At 48.5% G+C, this 19,864-nt stretch carries 24 protein-coding genes, 1 tRNA gene and 1 pseudogene; 15 read left to right on the top strand and 11 right to left on the bottom strand.

Annotated elements, in window-relative coordinates; all coding sequences use genetic code 11:
* Positions 1 to 183 (bottom strand): annotated as a pseudogene (locus tag AC0QH1_RS20745) (photosystem II D2 protein (photosystem q(a) protein)); the annotation flags it as partial.
* Between the two features lie 398 nt (positions 184 to 581).
* Between AC0QH1_RS20745 and AC0QH1_RS20740 the strand changes: the two are divergent.
* The 5 genes from AC0QH1_RS20740 (at position 582) to AC0QH1_RS20720 (ending at position 3,834) form a co-directional block, all read left to right on the top strand.
* Positions 582 to 860 carry a UPF0367 protein family gene (locus AC0QH1_RS20740; protein ID WP_324633213.1) on the top strand — a complete coding sequence of 93 codons (279 nt, stop codon included), beginning with the start codon at positions 582 to 584 and terminating at the stop codon, positions 858 to 860.
* Complete coding sequence (locus tag AC0QH1_RS20735; RefSeq protein ID WP_324633212.1) at positions 857 to 1,552, top strand: energy-coupling factor ABC transporter ATP-binding protein; 696 nt, start codon at positions 857 to 859, stop codon at positions 1,550 to 1,552. Before AC0QH1_RS20740 ends, AC0QH1_RS20735 begins: the two co-directional genes overlap by 4 nt.
* 168 nt (positions 1,553 to 1,720) lie before the next feature.
* Positions 1,721 to 2,266: an NYN domain-containing protein gene (locus AC0QH1_RS20730; protein ID WP_324633211.1), complete on the top strand. Its 546-nt coding sequence runs from the start codon at positions 1,721 to 1,723 to the stop codon at positions 2,264 to 2,266.
* A gap of 219 nt (positions 2,267 to 2,485) precedes the next feature.
* A tRNA-Asn gene (locus AC0QH1_RS20725) sits at positions 2,486 to 2,557 on the top strand.
* Positions 2,558 to 2,643: 86 nt separating this feature from the next.
* Positions 2,644 to 3,834, top strand: a complete 1,191-nt coding sequence (locus AC0QH1_RS20720) for an aminotransferase class V-fold PLP-dependent enzyme (RefSeq protein ID WP_324633210.1) — start codon at positions 2,644 to 2,646, stop codon at positions 3,832 to 3,834.
* Here the strand turns inward: AC0QH1_RS20720 and AC0QH1_RS20715 are convergent.
* The 4 genes from AC0QH1_RS20715 to AC0QH1_RS20700 all read right to left on the bottom strand — a co-directional run bounded on the left by AC0QH1_RS20715 (position 3,803) and on the right by AC0QH1_RS20700 (position 8,233).
* The gene (locus tag AC0QH1_RS20715; protein ID WP_324633209.1) at positions 3,803 to 4,594 is read right to left on the bottom strand and encodes a sugar phosphate isomerase/epimerase family protein; all 792 of its coding nucleotides are present in this window, start codon (positions 4,592 to 4,594) and stop codon (positions 3,803 to 3,805) included. The two genes, AC0QH1_RS20720 and AC0QH1_RS20715, sit on opposite strands and share 32 nt — an antisense overlap.
* 179 nt (positions 4,595 to 4,773) lie before the next feature.
* Positions 4,774 to 6,531 carry a 2-succinyl-5-enolpyruvyl-6-hydroxy-3-cyclohexene-1-carboxylic-acid synthase gene (gene menD, locus AC0QH1_RS20710; protein ID WP_324633208.1) on the bottom strand — a complete coding sequence of 586 codons (1,758 nt, stop codon included), beginning with the start codon at positions 6,529 to 6,531 and terminating at the stop codon, positions 4,774 to 4,776.
* Positions 6,532 to 6,585: 54 nt separating this feature from the next.
* Positions 6,586 to 8,013 (bottom strand): isochorismate synthase, encoded by a 1,428-nt coding sequence (locus AC0QH1_RS20705; protein ID WP_324633207.1) that lies wholly within the window; start codon positions 8,011 to 8,013, stop codon positions 6,586 to 6,588.
* 85 nt (positions 8,014 to 8,098) lie between these two features.
* Positions 8,099 to 8,233 carry a hypothetical protein gene (locus AC0QH1_RS20700; protein ID WP_324633206.1) on the bottom strand — a complete coding sequence of 45 codons (135 nt, stop codon included), beginning with the start codon at positions 8,231 to 8,233 and terminating at the stop codon, positions 8,099 to 8,101.
* Between the two features lie 176 nt (positions 8,234 to 8,409).
* Here AC0QH1_RS20700 and menA point away from each other — a divergent pair, with 176 nt between their 5' ends.
* The 4 genes from menA (at position 8,410) to AC0QH1_RS20680 (ending at position 12,941) form a co-directional block, all read left to right on the top strand.
* Positions 8,410 to 9,306, top strand: a complete 897-nt coding sequence (gene menA / locus AC0QH1_RS20695) for a 2-carboxy-1,4-naphthoquinone phytyltransferase (protein ID WP_324633204.1) — start codon at positions 8,410 to 8,412, stop codon at positions 9,304 to 9,306.
* Positions 9,307 to 9,361: 55 nt separating this feature from the next.
* Positions 9,362 to 10,162, top strand: coding sequence for a 2-succinyl-6-hydroxy-2,4-cyclohexadiene-1-carboxylate synthase (gene menH / locus AC0QH1_RS20690; RefSeq protein ID WP_324633203.1), 801 nt, complete (start codon positions 9,362 to 9,364; stop codon positions 10,160 to 10,162).
* 257 nt (positions 10,163 to 10,419) lie between these two features.
* On the top strand, positions 10,420 to 11,427 hold the full coding sequence (locus AC0QH1_RS20685) for an o-succinylbenzoate synthase (protein ID WP_324633202.1): 1,008 nt from the start codon (positions 10,420 to 10,422) through the stop codon (positions 11,425 to 11,427).
* Positions 11,412 to 12,941 carry a 2-succinylbenzoate--CoA ligase gene (locus AC0QH1_RS20680; RefSeq protein WP_324633201.1) on the top strand — a complete coding sequence of 510 codons (1,530 nt, stop codon included), beginning with the start codon at positions 11,412 to 11,414 and terminating at the stop codon, positions 12,939 to 12,941. The genes AC0QH1_RS20685 and AC0QH1_RS20680 overlap by 16 nt, the downstream gene beginning before the upstream one ends.
* A gap of 118 nt (positions 12,942 to 13,059) precedes the next feature.
* Here the strand turns inward: AC0QH1_RS20680 and AC0QH1_RS20675 are convergent, their stop codons facing one another.
* Positions 13,060 to 13,398 (bottom strand): hypothetical protein, encoded by a 339-nt coding sequence (locus AC0QH1_RS20675; protein ID WP_324633200.1) that lies wholly within the window; start codon positions 13,396 to 13,398, stop codon positions 13,060 to 13,062.
* Positions 13,399 to 13,699: 301 nt separating this feature from the next.
* Complete coding sequence (locus tag AC0QH1_RS20670) at positions 13,700 to 14,116, bottom strand: acyl-CoA thioesterase (RefSeq protein WP_324633199.1); 417 nt, start codon at positions 14,114 to 14,116, stop codon at positions 13,700 to 13,702.
* 439 nt (positions 14,117 to 14,555) lie between these two features.
* Here AC0QH1_RS20670 and AC0QH1_RS20665 point away from each other — a divergent pair, with 439 nt between their 5' ends.
* The 4 genes from AC0QH1_RS20665 (at position 14,556) to AC0QH1_RS20650 (ending at position 17,759) form a co-directional block, all read left to right on the top strand.
* Complete coding sequence (locus AC0QH1_RS20665; protein ID WP_324633198.1) at positions 14,556 to 15,248, top strand: CIA30 family protein; 693 nt, start codon at positions 14,556 to 14,558, stop codon at positions 15,246 to 15,248.
* 42 nt (positions 15,249 to 15,290) lie between these two features.
* Positions 15,291 to 16,460 (top strand): glycosyltransferase family 2 protein, encoded by a 1,170-nt coding sequence (locus AC0QH1_RS20660; RefSeq protein ID WP_324633197.1) that lies wholly within the window; start codon positions 15,291 to 15,293, stop codon positions 16,458 to 16,460.
* A 34-nt stretch (positions 16,461 to 16,494) separates the two neighbouring features.
* Positions 16,495 to 16,812, top strand: coding sequence for a DUF3592 domain-containing protein (locus AC0QH1_RS20655; protein ID WP_324633196.1), 318 nt, complete (start codon positions 16,495 to 16,497; stop codon positions 16,810 to 16,812).
* 212 nt (positions 16,813 to 17,024) lie between these two features.
* A complete protein-coding gene (locus AC0QH1_RS20650; protein ID WP_324633194.1) occupies positions 17,025 to 17,759 on the top strand; it encodes a SpoIIAA family protein in 735 nt (244 codons plus the stop codon).
* Between the two features lie 283 nt (positions 17,760 to 18,042).
* Here the strand turns inward: AC0QH1_RS20650 and AC0QH1_RS20645 are convergent, their stop codons facing one another.
* From AC0QH1_RS20645 to AC0QH1_RS20635, 3 genes are all read right to left on the bottom strand, one after another.
* Positions 18,043 to 18,429, bottom strand: a complete 387-nt coding sequence (locus tag AC0QH1_RS20645) for a hypothetical protein (protein ID WP_324633193.1) — start codon at positions 18,427 to 18,429, stop codon at positions 18,043 to 18,045.
* Positions 18,430 to 18,434: 5 nt separating this feature from the next.
* On the bottom strand, positions 18,435 to 18,647 hold the full coding sequence (locus tag AC0QH1_RS20640; protein WP_324633192.1) for a hypothetical protein: 213 nt from the start codon (positions 18,645 to 18,647) through the stop codon (positions 18,435 to 18,437).
* Positions 18,648 to 18,730: 83 nt separating this feature from the next.
* Positions 18,731 to 18,871, bottom strand: a complete 141-nt coding sequence (locus AC0QH1_RS20635) for an NACHT C-terminal alpha/beta 1 domain-containing protein (protein WP_324633191.1) — start codon at positions 18,869 to 18,871, stop codon at positions 18,731 to 18,733.
* A 231-nt stretch (positions 18,872 to 19,102) separates the two neighbouring features.
* On the opposite strand from AC0QH1_RS20635, the gene AC0QH1_RS20630 reads away from it, so the two are divergent.
* Together AC0QH1_RS20630 and vapC are read left to right on the top strand one after the other, a co-directional pair.
* The gene (locus AC0QH1_RS20630) at positions 19,103 to 19,315 is read left to right on the top strand and encodes a type II toxin-antitoxin system VapB family antitoxin (RefSeq protein WP_324633190.1); all 213 of its coding nucleotides are present in this window, start codon (positions 19,103 to 19,105) and stop codon (positions 19,313 to 19,315) included.
* A gap of 13 nt (positions 19,316 to 19,328) precedes the next feature.
* On the top strand, positions 19,329 to 19,709 hold the full coding sequence (gene vapC / locus AC0QH1_RS20625; RefSeq protein WP_324633214.1) for a type II toxin-antitoxin system VapC family toxin: 381 nt from the start codon (positions 19,329 to 19,331) through the stop codon (positions 19,707 to 19,709).
* Between the two features lie 47 nt (positions 19,710 to 19,756).
* On the opposite strand, the gene AC0QH1_RS20620 is transcribed toward vapC, so the two are convergent.
* Positions 19,757 to 19,864, bottom strand: a 108-nt coding sequence (locus AC0QH1_RS20620) for an NACHT C-terminal alpha/beta 1 domain-containing protein (protein ID WP_442957348.1), incomplete at its 5' end; no start/stop codon positions are given.

The raw sequence follows: 19,864 nt of genomic DNA, 5'->3' as shown, positions 1-19,864 counted from the left end.
GTGGGTGTACCAGGAGGTAACGAAGGTGGTGCCGGTCAGCCAGCCCCCGATCGCCAAGTAGGCGCAGGGGAATAACAGCAGGCCAGACCAGCCGATGAAGACGAAGCGATCGCGCTTCAGCCAGTCATCGAGGACGTCAAACCATCCTCGCTCAGTCTGGGCGCGTCCGACTGCAATCGTCATAACGCAAATCTCCTAAATAGATATAAGTACATTAGCAAATCCTACTCCCCACTTGCTCTGCCCGTGGGTTAGCGACCCATAGCAGAAAAGCGTTCATTATGGAAGTAGTCTTTACGTTTCTTTACTATGTTTCTCATTATAAGGGGATAATTGTGGATTTTGCACCCCCTTTTATAAAGTTTTGTTAAATTTTGGCCAAATTATCTGGAGGGGGCTAGGAATATGGAACTCTATAGAACCCGGGTGGGAACCCCTACTGATGCCCGATCGCCTATGGCGGGAAACGGGGATTCGGCGATCGCGCAGGTTGGGGTTGAGAGCACAGCACACTGCCCCCTCCTTGTGCTGAGATTCTGAGATACTAGAAAGAACTGATGCTGAGAAATTTTCCATAAAGCATGTTCACGATTGACTTGACTCTGAAGAACACACCCCTACCCCTGTCGGTTCAACGCAAAACGGTTGAAGGGGCGGAAGAAGTCTACCAGCAAGTTCTGGAGGCGATGCGCTCTGGCAGTTCCGAGGTAGTGGAACTCACCTGCGAGAAAATGCCCGAGAAAAAAGTCGCGGTGTTTGCCGATGCCATTTCTGCCGTGCAGATTTCCGAGAAAGCTGGCGGAGCAGCCGCAGGTAAAGCACCTGGTTTTGCGGCGGTTGTGGAAGCCCTTTCCGAATGAACCCATCCCAAACCCCAGAAAAGCCCGAGTTCGCCATTCAGGTGCGCGAACTGAGCTTTCGCTGGCCCAACGGACTCGAGGTGTTAAACGGTTGCTCGTTAGGGGTACCCAGGGGCGAGTTTTGGATGCTCTTGGGCACCAATGGCAGTGGCAAATCCACCTTGTTAAGGTTGCTGGCGGGTTTGTTGACTCCCGAGGAGGGCGAAATCGAAATCGATCGCCCCGTAGGCTTCGTCTTTCAAAATCCGGATCATCAGTTGGTCATGCCCACCGTGGGTGCAGATGTGGCGTTTGGATTGGTGGAGGAAAAGCTCTCCCCTCCTCAAATTAGAGCGCGGGTGGAAGAAGCCCTGGGGGCGGTCAATTTACTAGGATTGCAACGCCGCCCGATTTACGCCCTCAGTGGCGGTCAAAAACAGCGAATCGCCATTGCCGGCGCGATCGCGCGCCACTGTGAAGTCTTACTCTTAGACGAACCGACGGCTTTACTCGACCCGGAAAGTCAGTTAGACCTCGTGGCACAGGTGCAGCGTTTGGTGAAAAATCGGGGTTTAACCGCCCTGTGGGTGACTCATCGCTTTGATGAATTAGATTATTGCGATGGCGCATTTTTGATCGAACGGGGCCAAGTGGTGGCTCGGGGAGACCCAGCCCCCTTGCAGCAACGCCTGATGCGCGAGGAGAACTATTAAGGAAGGGGGTAACGGCGCGATCGCGCCGTTACCCCCTTCCCTCTCATCGGTGTTGTTATGGGAAAAATATTTTTCTGAGTCAGAAATTAACAAAACGCAATAAATGATGTCATAATGTCAACGAGCTTGCCTCATCTGTCGAAAATTTAAACAATGTAAAGAAAAACCATGCCACGCTCCTTAGCGCGAGCCATACTGCTCGTGGATGGTTACAACATAATAGGAGTATGGTCGAAGCTAAAAATCCAGCGAGACCAACAAGGACTTGAAGCCGCACGGCGCAAACTGATCGAAGCACTGGTCAACTACAGTGCCTTTGAAGGACTCGAGACCCGCGTGGTCTTTGATGCCCATTCCCGAGACGAGCGCTGCTACATCGAAACGGTCACCAAAAATCTCTCCGTCTGCTACACCGACTTCGGTCAAACCGCAGACACCTATATTGAAAAAGCCTGTGCGAACTTTCGTCGCGATGTGGCGAACTTGCACCGTCGCTTTATCGTGGCCACTTCAGACCGCGCCCAGCAGCAAACCGTGTTGGGCTACGGCGCTGAATGGATGTCCGCACAGCAACTCGGCCAAGCGGTGGAATCCACAGCACGGAAGTGCCGCAGGAAACATAAAACCAAACAACGCCCCTCTAGCCGCTTTCTGGTGTCGGGACTCGATGTCGAATCTCAAAAGCGCCTCGCCCAACTGAGAATGGGGTTGTAAGCCATCAGGGATCCAACCCCTTCACGGGAGCTTCATCACGGGACACCCGCCGGGAAACGGCAGGAAATCCAAAAAAATTTTAAGCGTAAAACCCTTATCCGGCAAGGCTTTCAGCAAATCACAAAAAAAAATTTCAAAAAATTTTGCAAAAAGGCTTGCCAAATCCCTAAGAGTGTGTGTAATATAGATTACGGTCAGCAAAGAACGAGCGACCCACATTCCTCGGTAGCTCAGCGGTAGAGCGGTCGGCTGTTAACCGATTGGTCGTAGGTTCGAATCCTACCCGGGGAGTTTCACAAAAACTAGAGTTCTGATTTTGGATGAGACGCAACGTCACTTTACAATCTAAAGTCAGAACTCTAATTTTTTTCAGATAGATGTCCCAAGAGGCTTTTTTGCCCGTGGAAGCTGTAACGAGCTGGAACCACTACTGGAAGATCGACCACGAGGTGACGTTTCTCAATCACGGTTCTTTCGGTGCGTGCCCTTTCCCCGTACTGGAAGCGCAGCAACGCTTGCGAGAACAATTGGAACGAGAACCGGTGCGGTTTTTCCTGCGGGAGTGGGAACCCCTGCTCGATCGCGCAAGGCAAGAACTGGCCCGGTTTGTGGGTGCGGATGCAGAAGACTTGGTATTTGTGCCGAATGCAACCACCGGGGTCAATTGCGTGCTGCGATCGCTGCATTTCCAACCCGGTGACGAATTACTCACCACTACCCAGGAGTACAACGCCACTCGCAACGCGATCGCCTTTGTCTGCGATCGCGCCAATGCGACCCTCGTCACCGCCCCGGTTCCCTTCCCCCTCACCTCCCCACAACAAATCATCGACGCGGTGATGTCCCGGGTTTCCTCCCGCACAAAACTCGTCATCCTCGATCGCATCAGCAGTCAAACCGGCTTGATTTTCCCCCTCGAAACACTGGTGCGCCAATTATCCCAACTCGGCATCGAAACCTTAATTGATGGCGCTCACGCCCCGGGAATGCTGCCCTTAAACCTCTCCCAACTCGGCGCAACCTACTACACTGGCAATTGTCACAAATGGTTATGTGCCCCCAAAGGAGCGGCTTTTTTGTACGTGCAGCGCGATCGCCAACCCAAAATCCGACCCCTAACCATCAGTCATGGAGCGAATTCTCCCCTCCAGGATAAATCCCGCTTTCAATTGGAATTTGACTGGATGGGCACCGATGACCCTACCGCCTATTTCTGCGTCCCCGTCGCCATCGAGTTTATGGGGTCTCTCCTCCCCGGCGGTTGGCCCGAATTAATGCAAAAAAATCACTCCCTCGTCATCGAAGCAAGGCAACTCCTTTGCGATACCCTCCAGGTGCCACTCCCCGCCCCTGAAGATGCGATCGGGTCTCTCGCCTCTATCCCCCTCCCCGATGGATCCGCAATGGAATTGCGCGATGAATTATTCGATCGCTATCATATCGAGGTGCAGGTCATTCCTTGGCCCGCCCCACCTCACCGCTTACTTCGCATTTCCGCCCAAATTTACAACTCCCTCCCGCAATATCAAACCCTCGCTAACGCCCTTCGGGAAATCCTCTCCCCATAGTTGCCAGTTTTTCTCGCAATAGTGACAACAGCGCCGCACACTTCTCCCGCGAAATTCGCTCCCGATGCTCGACACAAACCACCTCTGGCAATTCCGAAAGCGAGTTTAACCACTGCAATACTGGCATTGTCCCGGTGGGCGCTGTAGACCCCACTCCCTTTAATTGCAATTCTTCGATCGCCTCATTCCACTGGCAAAAAAACTCATCCAGGTGAATGCCACTATCCGCCAGATGTCCCGTATCCAACAGCATCCCAAATACTGCCGGTTCCCCTAATTGTTCAATTAACTGGGCAATCTCTTGCGGATGGGTAAGGGCAGCACATCGTTTTGGACTTAATGGTTCGATCGCCACTCGCACCCCTAATCGTTTCGCCGGCTCGATAATTTGGCTAAAAAATTCCACGGCTCGATCGATTGGGCGATCGGCCAATTGCTCCCCAAATCCGCAAACCGTGACAATTCTCGGTGCCCCTAATTTCGCAGCCAGTTCCAGGGTTTCTAACACATGAGCGCGCGCAGGGCGTCGCCGATCTCGGTCTCGGTGCAGGGGATGAAACTCATGCATTAAATACGCTTGCACCGCCGATATTTCTAAGCGCGATCGCCGATAAACTTCCACCGGAAAATTGCCTTTATTGGCCACTTCTAACGCCACATTCTCTCGCCGCGCCAGTTCTATCCGTTGCAAAACTGATGCCACGGGTAAAGAAGTTTCTGCATAGGCAAGTCGAGGTTTTTGTACGGGCATATTATCCATTGACCCTCGGAAATTGTCCCACTGATTTTACCTCCTAAATTTGGGAAAGTGCAACCTCACAGAGAGTTCATCCCAATTTGACATAGTAACGAGGAAATCTCAGCCTAATTGCTATTCCCCCGGTAGCCGGTATTTACTTGCCACCCTGCGACTTACAGTTAAGTTTTTGTTGTCCAAAACTATAACCGATCGGCCAGCTTTTGGAAACAATCTTTTCGCCATTGAGCATCCCTGTGCCGATGGGTTTTCAATTCAAGCACGCGAATCCCCGTTTTGGGTAACGGATTTAATGCTTCTTCCAGGTTTTCCCAGGAAGAAATCAATTGATGTTCCACGCCATAGGTGAGGCATAATTCGGCAAAATTGATGTGTTGCGGCGTGGCAAAAAACTCCTCAAACGGGGGTTCAAATTGGGAAATGGGCAGCATTTCAAATATTCCCCCGCCGTTATTGTTAATTAAAACTAGGGTTAAATGTCCCTTGAATTTGTTCCGCAATAAAAACCCGTTCGTGTCGTGCAACAGGGCTAAATCGCCGGTTAACATGACGCTGGGTTGATTGTGATGGGCAATTCCCAAAGCTGTGGATAAGGTGCCGTCAATGCCGTTTGCGCCTCGGTTGAAAAAGGGGCGAATGGCGCGGTTGCCGGGTTTCCAGAAAAATTCTACATCCCGCACGGGCATACTATTGGCAATAAAAATTGGGGTTTTTTTGGGCAATAATTGGGAAAGCATCCAAGGGATTTTGGGTTCAAAAATAGCAGGATTTGAGGCGATTAATTTATCTAGTTTTTGCCGACAGTTGCTCTCTGCGTCGCACCAGAGTTTTAGATAGTTGTGGGGTTTAGATGCAGAAGTCTTCCCGTGGGTTTGTTGCCAGTTTTTTGCGGCAAGCTGTTCGATAGAAGTTCGCAGATGAATGGTTTTGCCATGTAGGGGGTCGAGATTGTGGTAAGTCGGATCGATGAGGTAATAAATCGGTTGGATGGAGTCTAACCAAGCGCGGAGTTGTTTGCTGGTGGGTAAGTCGCCGATTTGAATGACGATTTGCGGGGCGAGGGTATGGGCGAGGAGGGGATTTCGCAGGAGAATGTCGTAAGTGGAAATTAAGTAAGGATTGCGATCGCTATAGTTTCGCAGGGGGGAAAGTCCCTCGGCGAGTACGGGGAATTGTAAGGTTTGGGAAAGGTGGGCGATCGCATCACAATAGCCTTTTGGATCTGGTGGTTGCGCTACGCCGCCGAGGATAATTCCCCTGTGGCATGATTGCCATTCTTGCAGTGGAATCTCCGGGATAAAAGCAGAAGCATGGTAACGCAATGGGCGACAATTTACAAAGAATTCTGACTCGTTCAATTCTGACCCTAAAGCTTGTGCTTCCGGTTGCGGGAGGGGGGGTAGCGGATCGCGAAAGGGTAAATTGAGATGTACTGCGCCGGGGATGGGGAAAAGGGTTTTTTCCCATGCATGAATGACGGTTTGTCGCAAATAGCGCAGCATGGAAATCTCTAGAGAAGGAGTTGCTAATTCGGCGTGCCAGTTGGGATAATTGCCATAGAGTTTGATTTGGTCGATGGTTTGTCCGGAATGACAGTGGCGCAGTTCTGGCGGTCTATCGGCGGTTAAGATTAACAAAGGGACGCGACTTTCTCGCGCTTCGATAATGGCGGGATAAAAATTCGCTCCGGCGGTTCCGGAGGTGCAAACGATCGCCACGGGTTTGGCGGTTTTTTTGGCCATTCCCAGGGCAAAAAATGCCGCCGATCGCTCGTCTAAAATCGGCAGGGTTTCGATATGCGGATGGGTGGCAAATGCAACGGTGAGGGGCGTGGACCGGGAACCGGGACAAATAACGGCGGTGGTTAATCCCAGTCGATGACAGGTCTCGACTAAAATAGAGGCCCAAATACTGTTGGTGTTGCGAAAATCGAGTGGCATTGGCGAGGAACACTAAAGGCAGAAAAAAGGTAAGGACATTTTACAGGAATGCTGTTACACTAATGCTTTTAAAAGGGTTTTGAGTTTGAGTTGAATTTCGGCGAGTTCTTTATCGGGGTCGGAACCGGCAACGATACCCGCACCAGCATAAAGACGGGCGCGATTGTCTTGAATTAATGCGGAACGAATGCCGACGATAAATTCGGCATTGCCTTGGCGATCTATCCATCCTAAAGGGGCGGCATACAGACAGCGATCGAAGGTTTCATAGCGGCGAATTTCTTGGGTGGCGATATCTCTGGGGGTGCCGGCAACGGCGGGGGTGGGGTGAAGTTCGGCTAAAATTTTTAAGGGATGAATCCTGGGGGGAATGGTGCATTGAATGGGAGTCCATAAATGTTGGATATTGGACAGTTGCAACAGGCGCGGTTCTGGGAAGACGCGGGGAGATAACCCGAGATGAGAGAGGCGATCGCGAATAAATTCTATCACCACTCGATGTTCGTGTTTTTCTTTTTCACTGGAGAGCAATCCATTGGCTAAATCTGCATCTTCGGTGGGGGTTTTGCCTCGGGGTGCGGAACCGGCGAGGGCATCGGTGACCAATTGTTGGTTATCAATGGCAAGCAAGCGTTCGGGACTGGCCCCGATAAAATGGGTGCCTTTCCCGTTGCTGGTGGAAAAAATATAGCAGTCGGGATACACTTGGCGCAAGTGATTTAAGGAGTGAAAAATATTAAACTGCTTTTGAGAGGTGACCTGCAAGGTTTGAGCCAGGACGATTTTATTTAACCGCTGGCTTTTTATCGAGTCTAAAGCGGAACGCACGGCTGTTTTAAAAGGATGGCTGGGTACAGCGATTTGCTGCAGTTTTAGCCCTTTGCCATTTTTTTGCGCTTCATCCATCCAGGAATAATTGACCCAGCCAATTTGATTGATTTTTTGCCAAATTTCTCGAGATAATATTTCTAAATCTTCGTTTCCGGAAAGGGGACAGTTGGCGACTAAAACGGAACGGTTTTGGCAGCGCGTCACTTGCCAGCGGGGTAAAAAGACGGTGGCGGGGGGAAAAGGAGCGCTCTCTGGTGGGGGGTCGTCAAAAAAGGTGAAGCTGCAAAAAAAGTAGGGTCCGGCGCAGGGAAGGTCCGTTTCGCCGGTGGACATCACCCGATCGATGCAGGATTGAATAAAATTTTGCGCTTTGACAAATCTGCGATCGCCAATCGGGGCCTCAAATCGATCTGCAGACCCGATCGCGGCGATCGCTTTGTCTTGCGGGCCGTTTTCAAAGTAAAAATGCAGATCTTCGGGTTGGGCGATCGCCTGCAGCACTGCTAGGGGATCTACTGGCGGAATCTCTCGGGATATGCTAGCGATCTGCGGACAGTCTCGGTCAACGGCGACCTGCTGACAAGCAACAAGAAACCGATACAGTTCCTTGTAGTCTGGCAATAGATTGGCATCAGACGGTACAACTGGCATGGAAGCGAGGATGGTGTGTTGGGCGAGTGGGGGAAAGTCCCCGGATGCAGGGAGTCCTTCTCTAGGGACTCTCCTATATATCTAATCATTCCATTGTCTTCCCTTCCACGGGATCGCCTGGGCGATCGCCTTTCCCTACCATCTGTCCGAGGGTCATGGGTGCCATTTTGCCGGCAAACCCTGTTAATCCCTCGGCAGTTCGAGTATTACCAGTTGGCATTCTGCAATACACAATGGGGATAACCCCGCGATCGCCGGGAGTGGGGTGGGCCTGGTTGAGCTGACCCCTCCATTCTGTCGGTTTGATTAATAATTCTTAATTCTTCGCAGTCTGCCAATTTGCCGACGGGCGATCGTAAAATTATGGCACTGACTGAACACGATCGGGAAAAGTGAATGACAACCCGCACAATTGAGCGATCGAACAACAAATTATGGATGGCGGCAATTAAACCCCCCATGTACAGTGTAGCCATTATGCCGATTTGGGTGGGAACTGCCGTCGCTTTTTGCGAAAAATCTGCCATCAATTGGCCCATTTTTTCCACCTTTGTCACCGCTGCCATTTTAATTCTGGCCTGGGAAAATATCAGCAATGATGTATTTGATTCGGAAACGGGAATCGATAAAAATAAGCACCATTCCTTGGTCAACCTAACTGGCAATAAATCCTTGGTTTTTTGGCTGGGCAATTTATGCTTGGCGCTGGGCATTATTGGGATATTAACGATTTGCTGGTGGCAGCAAGATTTAACCGTTTTGGGATTAATTTTCTTGTGCTGCTTTTTAGGGTATATGTACCAAGGTCCCCCGTTTCGCCTCGGATATCAAGGGTTGGGAGAATTTCTCTGCTTTTTTGCCTTTGGGCCGTTGGGGGTTTCCGCTGCTTATTACAGTCAAACCCAAAGTTGGTCGAATCTGAGTTTGATGGCATCGATAATTGTCGGCGTTGCCACGACCTTGATTTTGTTTTGCTCCCACTTTCACCAAGTGAATGATGATTTAGCTGCCGGGAAGCGATCGCCCCTGGTGCGGATGGGCACCAAACGCGGCGCTCAACTCTTACCTTGGTTTTGCGGTATCATTTTTGCCGGGAGTGCAGCATTGGTCCTCTTGGGAATTTTCCCCGTTTTGGCATTACTCAGTTTTGCCGGGTTTCCCTTTGCGGTGAAACTGTGCCGTCATGTGGGCCAGTATCACGATCGCCCGGAAAAGGTGAGTAACTGCAAATTTATTGCCGTTGCCGTTCATTTCTGGAGTTGCTTACTGTTAGGGGCAGGATTTATTCTGTAAATTTACCACTGCCGTGGTTTAACCAAACCCGGCAGTTACTGCCTAAAAAAGTACCATGATTTATCTGAAAAACTATCACTTTTTTTATTCGATAACCGGACAGCGCCATTATCCAATCATTTTATTTTTACATGGATTTATGGGAAATTGCAATGCTTTTCAAACCGTAATTTCCCAGCTTAGCCATCGCTTTTGCTGTGTGGCGGTTGACCTTCCCGGGCATGGCAAAACTCGAGCGATCGGTGGGGAAGATGCCTACAGGATGCCAAATGTGGCTAACGCAATAGTTGACTTGCTCGAGGAATTAAACATCCGACGCTGTTTTTTAGTAGGTTACTCGATGGGGGGACGACTGGCATTATATTTGACCCTGCATTTTCCGGAGAAATTTGCCAAAGTGGTGCTCGAATCTGCTTCCCCGGGATTAAAAACTGCCACAGGGCGATCGCGTCGTCGCCAACGCGATGCCCAACGCGCCCACCAGTTAGAAACCACCGATTTTAACTCCTTCTTGCTGCAGTGGTATCGTCAGCCTATTTTTCACAGTTTATCCGCACATCGAGACTTCGAGAAATTACGCGATCGCCGATTGGAAAATAATCCTGTGGAATTAGCCAAATCTCTGCGAAACATGGGCACTGGAACCCAACCCTCTCTCTGGGAAAAGTTGCCAGAAAATCAAACGCCTCTGCTGCTGCTAGTGGGAGAATCGGATAATAAATTTCAAGTCATCAACGAACAAATCGCGCAGCAATGTCCCGCAGCGCAGGTTAAAATTATTCCGGAAAGCGGCCACAATATCCACTGGGAAAGGCCCCAATTTTATGCTCAGACAATTCGCGATTTTATTGGTTAGTTAAATCAATTTTTATCCAGATAAAAACGGGATAAATTTTTATCGTAAAATCTATAAAAAAGTTTTTCGTTGCCAAGGGAAAAAGTAAAGTGGGCTAGGGAGACAGCGCCACAGCTTGGTGAGGGAGGGAAACGCCAAAGATGCAGTTATCGAAGAATTGTGATAGAATAATTCGCAATAGACAAGCCAGTGACTTTCCCTAAAATATCGATATTTTATTTTATCATCCTTTTAACTCTTAGCTATAACTTTGGAAAATGCGCTATCAATTTGACTTTCGTTCTTATCGGCGCAAGTTCAAGCGCCCCATGCACACCAGTCATGGCATTTGGGAGGTGCGCGACGGGATTATCGTGCGTTTAAAAAACGAAAAAGGGGACGTGGGGTGGGGAGAAATTGCGCCGTTAAGTGCATTTGGTTCGGAAACCATTGGCGAAGCGTTAGAATTTTGCCAGAAATTGCCAGAATGGATTAGCGATCGCACGATTTTTTCGCTTCCCCCGAATTTACCCGCCTGTCAGTTTGGGTTAGAAACCGCGTGGGAAGCCTGCAGTACCCATAAATTGCTTCCCGATGATGCAGGGCGATCGCCCGCAATCGATATCCCCTTTGCCACCCTGACGTATAGTGGCTTATTGCCGGCGGGAGAAGCGGCATTATTGGGACATAAAATTCTTTGGAAGCAGGGATATCGTACCTTTAAGTGGAAAATTGGCGTTGCCCCCATCGAAAGAGAATTGAGAATTTTTCGAGAATTGGTGAGGTCAATTTGCGAAGATTGGCAAGAGGACATCGGCTTTTTGCGCTTAGATGCCAATGGCGGATTGAACCTTGCAGAGGCGGAAAAATGGCTGGAAGCTTGCGACAAAGCGGGAGAAATTATCGAATTTCTAGAACAACCTTTACCCGTGGGAGAATTCGAGACAATGCTAGAATTGAGCACTCGCTTTTCTACGGCGATCGCCTTAGATGAATCCGTCGCCACCTTAGCGCAAATGGAAGCCGCTTATCGCCAAGGATGGCGGGGACTTTTTTCCATCAAACCCTGTATTTCCGGATCGCCTTCCCAGTTGCGTCAATTTTGCCAGTTAAATAAAATTGATGCGGTGTTTTCATCGGTATTTGAAACGCAAATTGGCCGCAATGCCGCCTTGAAACTAGCCACCGAAATTTCTACCCCCCGCGATCGCGCAGTGGGTTTCGGCGTCAACCATTGGTTTGCCGATGATGAAATCGCAATCGAAGAATTATGGCAGAACCCTTGACTTATTTGCAAAATCGTGCTAAAGAAAATTGGATAATTTGCGATAGCGATCGCCTGGATTTTAGCGCGATCGCCCTGCAATTATTTCACCAGTTCACCCAACGGGAAACTCGCCCCACCATTTTACTCGCCGAAGCGGATCCGCTGCGATTTCTCGCCAGTTTTATCGCCGCCGTTGCTGCCCGCTGCCCGATTTTTTTAACCAATCCCAATTGGGTGGAAAAAGAATGGGAACAAGTCTGCACCTTGGTGCAACCGGATATCATTTGCACCGCATCAACCAGCATCAGGGATTTCGTCAGCTTCCGCGCCGCTTTATCCCCCCGCGCAAAGTCGGCGATCGCCCCTCAAAACCCCAAACTGAAATCGGCAATTATGATTCCCACCGGCGGGTCTTCCGGTCAGATTCGGTTTGCGATTCATCGGTGGGAAACCTTAATGGCATCAGTACGCGGATTTACCGCCTATTTTCAAACACCCACAGTAAATTCTTTCTGCCTGTTGCCGGTTTATCACGTCAGCGGTTTAATGCAATTTTTGCGATCGTTGACCACCGGGGGCAAACTGGTGATTTTATCCTCTTACAAAAAACTGCCCGGTTATGGGAATTGGCAGGCGATCGCCACCCCTAGCGCTGCGGAGAATTCTCCCGTGCCATTGTTAGAAAAAATCAATCCAGAAGACTTTTTTATCTCCTTAGTGCCTACCCAGTTAAATCGACTATTACAAGCGCCCGAAGCGGGGAATTATTTATCGCGATTTAAAACTGTATTGTTGGGGGGTGCGCCCGCATGGCCCGACTTGCTCGATCGGGCAAGAAGATGCAAAATTGCCTTAGCCCCGACCTATGGGATGACGGAAACCGCGTCACAAGTAGTAACGCTCAAACCCACCGATTTTATCGCCGGTTACAATAGCAGCGGTCGGGTTTTACCTCATGCCAAAATTACGATTTGCGATCGCAATGGCGAGAAACTGGGGGTGAATCAAATCGGCAGAATTGCGATTCAGGCAGAGTCTCTGGCGTGGGGGTATTATGGCGAAGGAGAGATGAAAAATGAGTCAGGGAAAATCCGCCCTTTCCTGTCAGATGATTTGGGATTTTTTGACGAGCAAGGGTATTTAAACATTGTTGGACGTGCCAGCGATAAGATTATCACTGGCGGCGAGAATGTGTTTCCGGTACAGGTGGAAGCGGCAATTCGCGCCACGGGTTTGGTGGCGGATGCTTGCGCGATCGCTGTAGCGGATGGAGATTGGGGTCAAGCGATCGCGGCGGTGTACGTTCCTCACCCCGGCATTTCCGCAAGGGCGATCGCCGAAGCGCTAGAAGATAAATTAGCCAAATACAAGCGTCCGAAATATTGGTGTGCGGTACAACAAATGCCGCGAAACGCCCAGGGAAAAGTCAATCGCGAACGAGTGCAAGCGATCGCGAAGGCTCATCTGAGAGATGCAAATTCTTCAGATGAGGAGGACTCATCCGCCAGAATGGGATCCGGTGAAAAAAGCTGAATTCAGCGATCGGGCGATCGAAATGTAACCATTCTCCTACACCAAAATCACGCGATCGCCGAACCGCAAAATTTCCGGAAAACCTTGAGTAATTTTGCCTAAAAAAGGCCGCATCTCTTTATCTTTCCGTCAGCAAGTGGGGGAATTCCATCCCATAAACTTGTTGCCAGAGGTATTGTACATAGGACTGAGTAGCGGGCACAATTTGCCCATCATAAACTAAGTCGGCGGCGGTTCGATCTAAAATACGCACGTCGATCGGGTTGAGTTTTTGTCGCCGCTGGCTCGAACACAGCAGCCACATAATTTGAAACATCGTTTCGGGATCTGTAGTGGTGTTCGGATTAGACCACGCCAGGGATAAGGGATGGCTTTTATTGCTGGAATTCACCCGCTCCGTGCGGTCCCAATACCCTAAGTTTCGTAACTGTGCGTAAAATTGTTGCTCCAAGTTCATTGTTTCGGTTCTCAAATGATTCTCGATGAGAATTCTGTCACCCACCGAGAGAATTGTTAATTAATTATTAATAATATCTGAAGATATTCTGAAAAAAGTATTAAGTTTTACAAATAACTATAAATTTATGTAAAATTGTCACTGATTTTTTCACGGTAGTGATGCGGGTAATCCCTGGCGCAAGGGGGAGGCGAGTTGAGGAGAATTCAGAAGCGAAAGCCTTTCCAGAACAGGGTTTTCTCGGTTTACCCCCCGCGATCGCCCCAGACTCTTTTGCCGGATCGATCGCGCGAAAAACCCCTTATTCAGCCCATTGAAGTAGCCACTTCATTATTTCTGGGGCGAGGGGTTGTTTTTGCCTGGAGGCGGGGTGAATGCAGACATGTTTGGTGAGGGCGCGCCCGATCGCCCCTTCACTGGAGGCGGTGGTGGGAAAAACTCGATAATCGATTTCAAAGGTATGCGCTTTGAGCAAAGTGGGCGTCAGCGCGATCGCCACTTCATCCCCACAAAACAGGGGCGCAAAAAAGTCCACCCGCGCATGGGCGATCGCAATGGCGGCGTCGGGGTTGCGAAAAAACCCTTTGAGCTCGATACCACTGGCGGCGAGAGACGCTTCGTAAGCTTCGTGGCAAATCGCCAGCAGGTTGGCAAAATACAAAACTCCCGCCGCATCGGTATCTTGAAAGCGAATGATGCGAGTGTGTTTAAATGGCATCAGCAATTCTCCTCAAATCGGTTTGGATTGAGCATACAAGACCCCGGGGGTGGCACAAAACGCTTTTTATCCCCTCTGCGAAGCGATGCCAGTTATAATAAAATGAACGTTAAGGCACCCACGGCGGTGGCTTTTCATTACGCCAGTTCTGATTTCAACTAAGTCACTCATGCCCACTCCAAAAGCCCAACCCTGCACTACCTCCACAGGCCCACGTCAAATATTAGAACAATTAGTCCCGCGATCGCAATTCGTTTTGTCCGCCACTGCTGGAATGAATAACACTGAAATTACCAAAAAATTGCGTATAAATCCGGCATAAGTGCGGCTGTGGCGTAGTAGATTGCTTTTCGCCACAGAACAACTACATAAAACTCAAAAAACAGGGATTAACCACAAAAAATTGAAGCCAATTTAGCCATTTCACCAAGGAGCAACGATGAAAAAAATTCGACTTTCTCCACTTACCATTGGCAGGATTTTAGCTGTGGCGATCGCGTTCGCGGGTGTAGGCGGTTGCGAATTCAATTCCGCATCATCCGACCTTCCGCCACCGCCAGCAGGTCGCAGTGCAGTGACGATTGACGACCTAGAGGATGGCGATCGCTTTAATCAATTCCAAGGCGGAACTTGGTTTACCTACAGCGATCGTCCTGAAGGGGGAACGTCACAAGTAATTCCCCCAGCGGGAAGTGCATTCCAACCCAGATCCGGCGGTCCGGAAAAATCCAGTAAATACGCCCAAATGTCCGGCAAAGTAACCACCGACTTTCCTGATGGCTACATTGGCATGGGAGTGGACTTAAAAAGTGCCAACACGCCCATAGATTTGAGCGAATTTAACGGCATTGAATTTTGGGCCAAAGGCGACGGAAAAACCTATCGCATGAAACTGCATTCCGCAGCTACTTCAGATTATGACGACTATCACTACGATTTTTCCACCAACCCAGAGTGGACTCGGTATGTGGTAGATTTTGATGCCATGCAGCAAGAAGGCTGGGGTCAACCCGCCAACCGGGAGGAAGCATTACAAACAGCCCTAAAAATCCAATGGCAGACCATCGGGCAGCCCCATGATTCTGTAGAACTCGCTGTGGATAATATTCGCTTGCTAAAACCGGAAGAATAATCGATAAAACTTGCCAGACCACAGCAAAATGGGAGCAGTAGATTGAAAAACATCCACCCCAAGTCGAGTCCAGAAATCCGAGAATTCTCTAGCGCCCCCAGCGGCATTTCAGTCATCGTTCCGACCTTCGGAAGAGTCGAAATGTGTGAAAGGCTTTTTGCCTCCCTGCAAAAGAGTCGAAAAGCCTTTTTTGAACCCACTGAAATTATTGTAATCGATGACAGTTCCGAGTTAGAAGCCCAGCAAATCGAAGCTCTGTGTGTTCAATACGGTGTCACTTACTATTTTCAAAGGCTTGGGGTTGCCGCAAAGCGGAACTTTGGCGCGAAAATGGCAGCTTATAGCCTTCTGTTGTTTATCGATTCTGATTGCGAAGCCACGCCCAACCTTCTGCAGGAACATTGGAAGCTTTATTGTCGCAATCACACCGTGGTTGCGGGATTGGGCAAAACCGAGTTCAAAGGGCCGGAAAGTTGGATTTGGCAAGTGGTGCAATTGAGTCCTTTTTTGGCAGCATTTGAGCTGGGGAATCGAGAAGGAAATCAAATTTGGGGACCTTCTAATAACCTGTCTTGTCGCCAAGAAATGTTTCAGTTCCTGGGCGGTTTCGATCCAACATTTCCCAAAAACCCAGGGGGAGAAGATGTGGACTTCGGATATCGTCTCTATCAGCAAGGTTATTGGCTGACCAAAAATCCCCAAGCCCTGGTTTATCATACCACAGAAACCTGGAACGACATCGGCCAAGTTGTCCGGCGGCTTTTTCATTGGGGGCAAGGGGAGTTTTATGTGTATGAAAGACACGATCGCTATCTTTATTTTGATTGCCCGAAAGGGATGGGAATTGTTCTGCTGATGTTGCCGATCGCTTCTGTGGCGATCGCCCTAACTCAGCACTGGCAATGGTTGCTTTTGCCTCTGGTTTTCTTGCTGGTTAATTTCTGCGGACGGGTTATTCTGCACGTGATTTACCAGCGCAATTTGTGGCGGGAAATTCTGAAAGTATGTGCGGCAGAAATTCTCAGCTTAGTCTATGAGGTGGGTTTGGTTTCGGAATGCATCCGGCATCGTTGGTTTGTGCCTTTGTGGTATCGACCGATCGTCCTCCCCGAAGAGGCTATCTACCTGTGGAATATCCAAGTTATTTATAGTTGGGTCATGTTTGCCCAGTTAGTCATGGGCGTAGCGATCGTCCAGTTACTCGTTTCTTAATTGTCCCTCAAGTTAAGTCAGGAGCATCGCCATTATGGAATTTATCTTCATTTTGTTGCTGATTGTTGTCGCCATCATCGTCATCTTTACGATGGTCAACAAATTTGACGTCCGCAACAAAGGAATTCAAACCGAAGGAGAGATTACTCAGATTAGCCCTCGCACTTACACCGATGCCTATGGCATCAGCCACACAACTTATTATGCCCAGTATCAATTTACCGACGAAAATGGCATGGTTTACCGGGGTGAAAAAAGCCTAGGCAGTACCCGTCCGAGTCGCACAGAAGGCGAGACCGTTACGGTCTATTATTTGCCAGAAAAACCGGAAAGAAACGATGCAGATTTTTAGAAAAATTTTGCGGCGATCGCCAGTTTTTGTACGGGGGTAAATATGCAGGTGGAACGATTCATTTGCCCATGCAGTATCCCCGCAATGGTTAAACTTCCTCCAATTGGGGGAGGGCAATCCCCTCCGCATTTGCTACACTACCCCAAAAATCAGCAGGGTGCGACCCGCATCTGATGCCATCGATACGTTAAACGAAAGGGGAATTAACAACAATGATTACTTATAAAGTCGAGGAGAATAGCAATATTATCGCTATTTCCATTGATGGGGAGATAACTCAAACGGACTTGCATCAAGTTATCTCAGAAATGGAAGCGATCGTGGACCAATATCGAGAACTGAGAATTTTTGCCGAAGTTGTCGCTATTTCCGGAACGGAACCCGGGGCAATTTGGGAGGATTTGAAGTTTGCGTTTAGTCATTTTGGCCATATCGGTCGCTATGCCGTGGTGGGGGATCCAAAATGGCTCGAACCTGCTATTCATATTCTCACTCCTTTGAGCAAACCGTTTACCACGGCGAATATTCGCTATTTCCATCGCGATCGTGTAGAAGAGGCGTGGCAATGGTTGCGCGAAGAAATCGAAATGCTGGAAATTTTGCCTATGCCAGTGGATAATGCGATCGGGCTGAAACTAAAAGGAGATTTATCCACCTGGGATTTCGAGCGCGTTGCCGATATCATCCGCGAAAAAGAGAAAATCCACGATAAAATTGGCATTTATGTGGAAGTGGAAAAGTTTACCGGCATTTCCATCCCCACCTTGCTCGAAGAACTGAAGTTTGTGTTTAAGCGGTTCGATAAATTCGATAAAAAAGCAGTGGTGGGCGATAAAGACTGGATGGAAAATGTGGTAAAAATTGGCAACAATATTTTTCCTAATATTGAGGTAAAATATTTTTCATTCGATGAGAAAGACAAGGCAAAATCCTGGATTGGGAGTTAGCTGATAGTCGGCGATCGATTTCACTCGTTCCTAGCATAAGTTGGGAACGAGTGAAATCAGTTAAATCGATGGTTTGACTCATTTTTTAGCCATTTGGGGAGTTGGGGTGAGCCTTCAGAAACCCGGGTTTCTTAATTTAATACCAATGGATTTCGGCTTGGTAGGTTCAAACGTTAGGAAATTGTACGAGACCGATGCCTTTGAGTTTACGCCAGCGTCGCCCCTCAAATTGTTGTTTGAATTTAGAGACCTGCGTATTTTTCGCCCATTTCGCCCTTACTGTTTACAGAGATTTAGGCTTAACCTCGAATTCCATCTTGGAACGGTAAAAACACACATCAAATTCCATAAAAAAATTGGTCTGTCCTAGAATTAGAGGTGTATTGAGTTGTTTTGTCCAGGCAAACGCTAGCTGAATCGGTACAATATCGCCGATTTGAGCCATTGCCAACAAAGGTAATACGGGCTGGTTCCCTAAGTTACCAGAAAGTTGAATTATGGCCTTATTGTTTTCCCAGATAGCCCCTAGTTGTAGCCCCATATCATAGGGCATGACGTTGATAGTTGCGCCACTGTCAACTAATCCAATCGCTTCAGATGGGGACTCGCGGCAAGCTATCAAATTCTGTTCCCTTTGCGATGACTCAGTGGTTGAGTAGCGAAATCTCATTGCCATTAAACCTCATCACTGAAATCTAGTGCCTGCATCAGAATCGCCCCCGCCCCAAAAGTATTATATGGAGTTGGCAAATCATAAGCTTTATCAGGCTCTAAAGGTGAAATTTCTGCTCGTGATTCCATTTCCTCAACCAGCAAACGAATCAGTTTGATTTTGTCAATGGGTGAAAGTTGCTTGATGGCAGGTAGTAGTTCTGTAAGTGTCATCATAAATTGGGTTATGGTAATTTGGACAATGGTTTGGGTGGGACAGTTTTTATTTTATCCCAAGTTTCAGGGAAAACCCCGGTTTCTTAAATCTCTCCTAACCAGGTTTCAATGGCGGATATCAGATTCGGTTGATTGGGGGGAAAGCCTTTTAACGGCGCTTCTAGGGATTCGTCGGTGAGAAAGACTACGGCGATTACCCCGGTCAGTTTTTGGCAAAAGGCCATGAGTTCTGGGGTGGGTTTCGTCGGGGTGGAAACGGTTTCGCTACCGAAGAGGATGGTACGGTGGGGGAGGAGGTGGGGCGCGTTTTAGGGTTTTGAGGTGACGGCGCATTTCCGGCGGGGTCTTTCTCGGGACAAGTGATTTCCCAAATCAGGGGGACATTGAGTCAGAAAAATGTTAATATCAGTAAATCTGTACGACAATAAATCTGAACATAAAATCAACCACTAGCGATGAAAAAGTCCATCGAACTGAACGAAGAATTGGTGAAAGAAGCATTGCGCTTAACCAATATTCAGACAGAACAAGAATTAATTAACTTTGCTTTATCCGAGTTAGTCAAAAACCGCAAAAAACGAAATTTACTCGATTTGAGCGGGCAGATTCAATTTTCAACAGATTACGATTATAAAGCCTTACGGGAAAACCGCAATGTTTTTGATTGATACATCAGTTTAGATTGCTGTTTTCCGAGACAGGACTGATACCGTCCGTCAATCTTTGTCAGCAATCATTAATGAGCAAACCATTTTTTTGACCCGATTTACTCAGATGGAACTGTTGCAAGGTTGCCGAGATGAACGGGAGTGGAGGTTATTAGAAACCTATCTGCAAGACCAAGACTATATCGAGTCCAATCCTCATACTTGGGTCGCGGCTGCCCGAATTTATTACGATTTACAACGACAGGGATTAACGGTTAGAAGTAGTATTGATTGTTGTATTGCTCAACTGGCGATCGCACATCAGTTGATCTTAATTCATAATGACAGGGATTTTGAGACAATTGCAACGGTGACAAGCCTTAATAGTTTACGCTTTCGACCTGACAATAATTAATTCTCAAGTCTCATCTAACCCTATTCTAACCTAAAAAATGCCACTCCTCAAATCTCCTCTAACCAGGTTTGAATGGCAGATATCAGATTCGGTTGATTGGGGGGAAAGCCTTTTAACGGCGCTTCTAGGGGGTCGTCGGTGAGGAAGGCAACGGC

The sequence above is a fragment of the Phormidium sp. CCY1219 genome (genome assembly GCF_055795085.1).
Note: the sequence above shows the minus strand (reverse complement) of the source record. Positions and strands in the feature narration are given on the sequence as shown.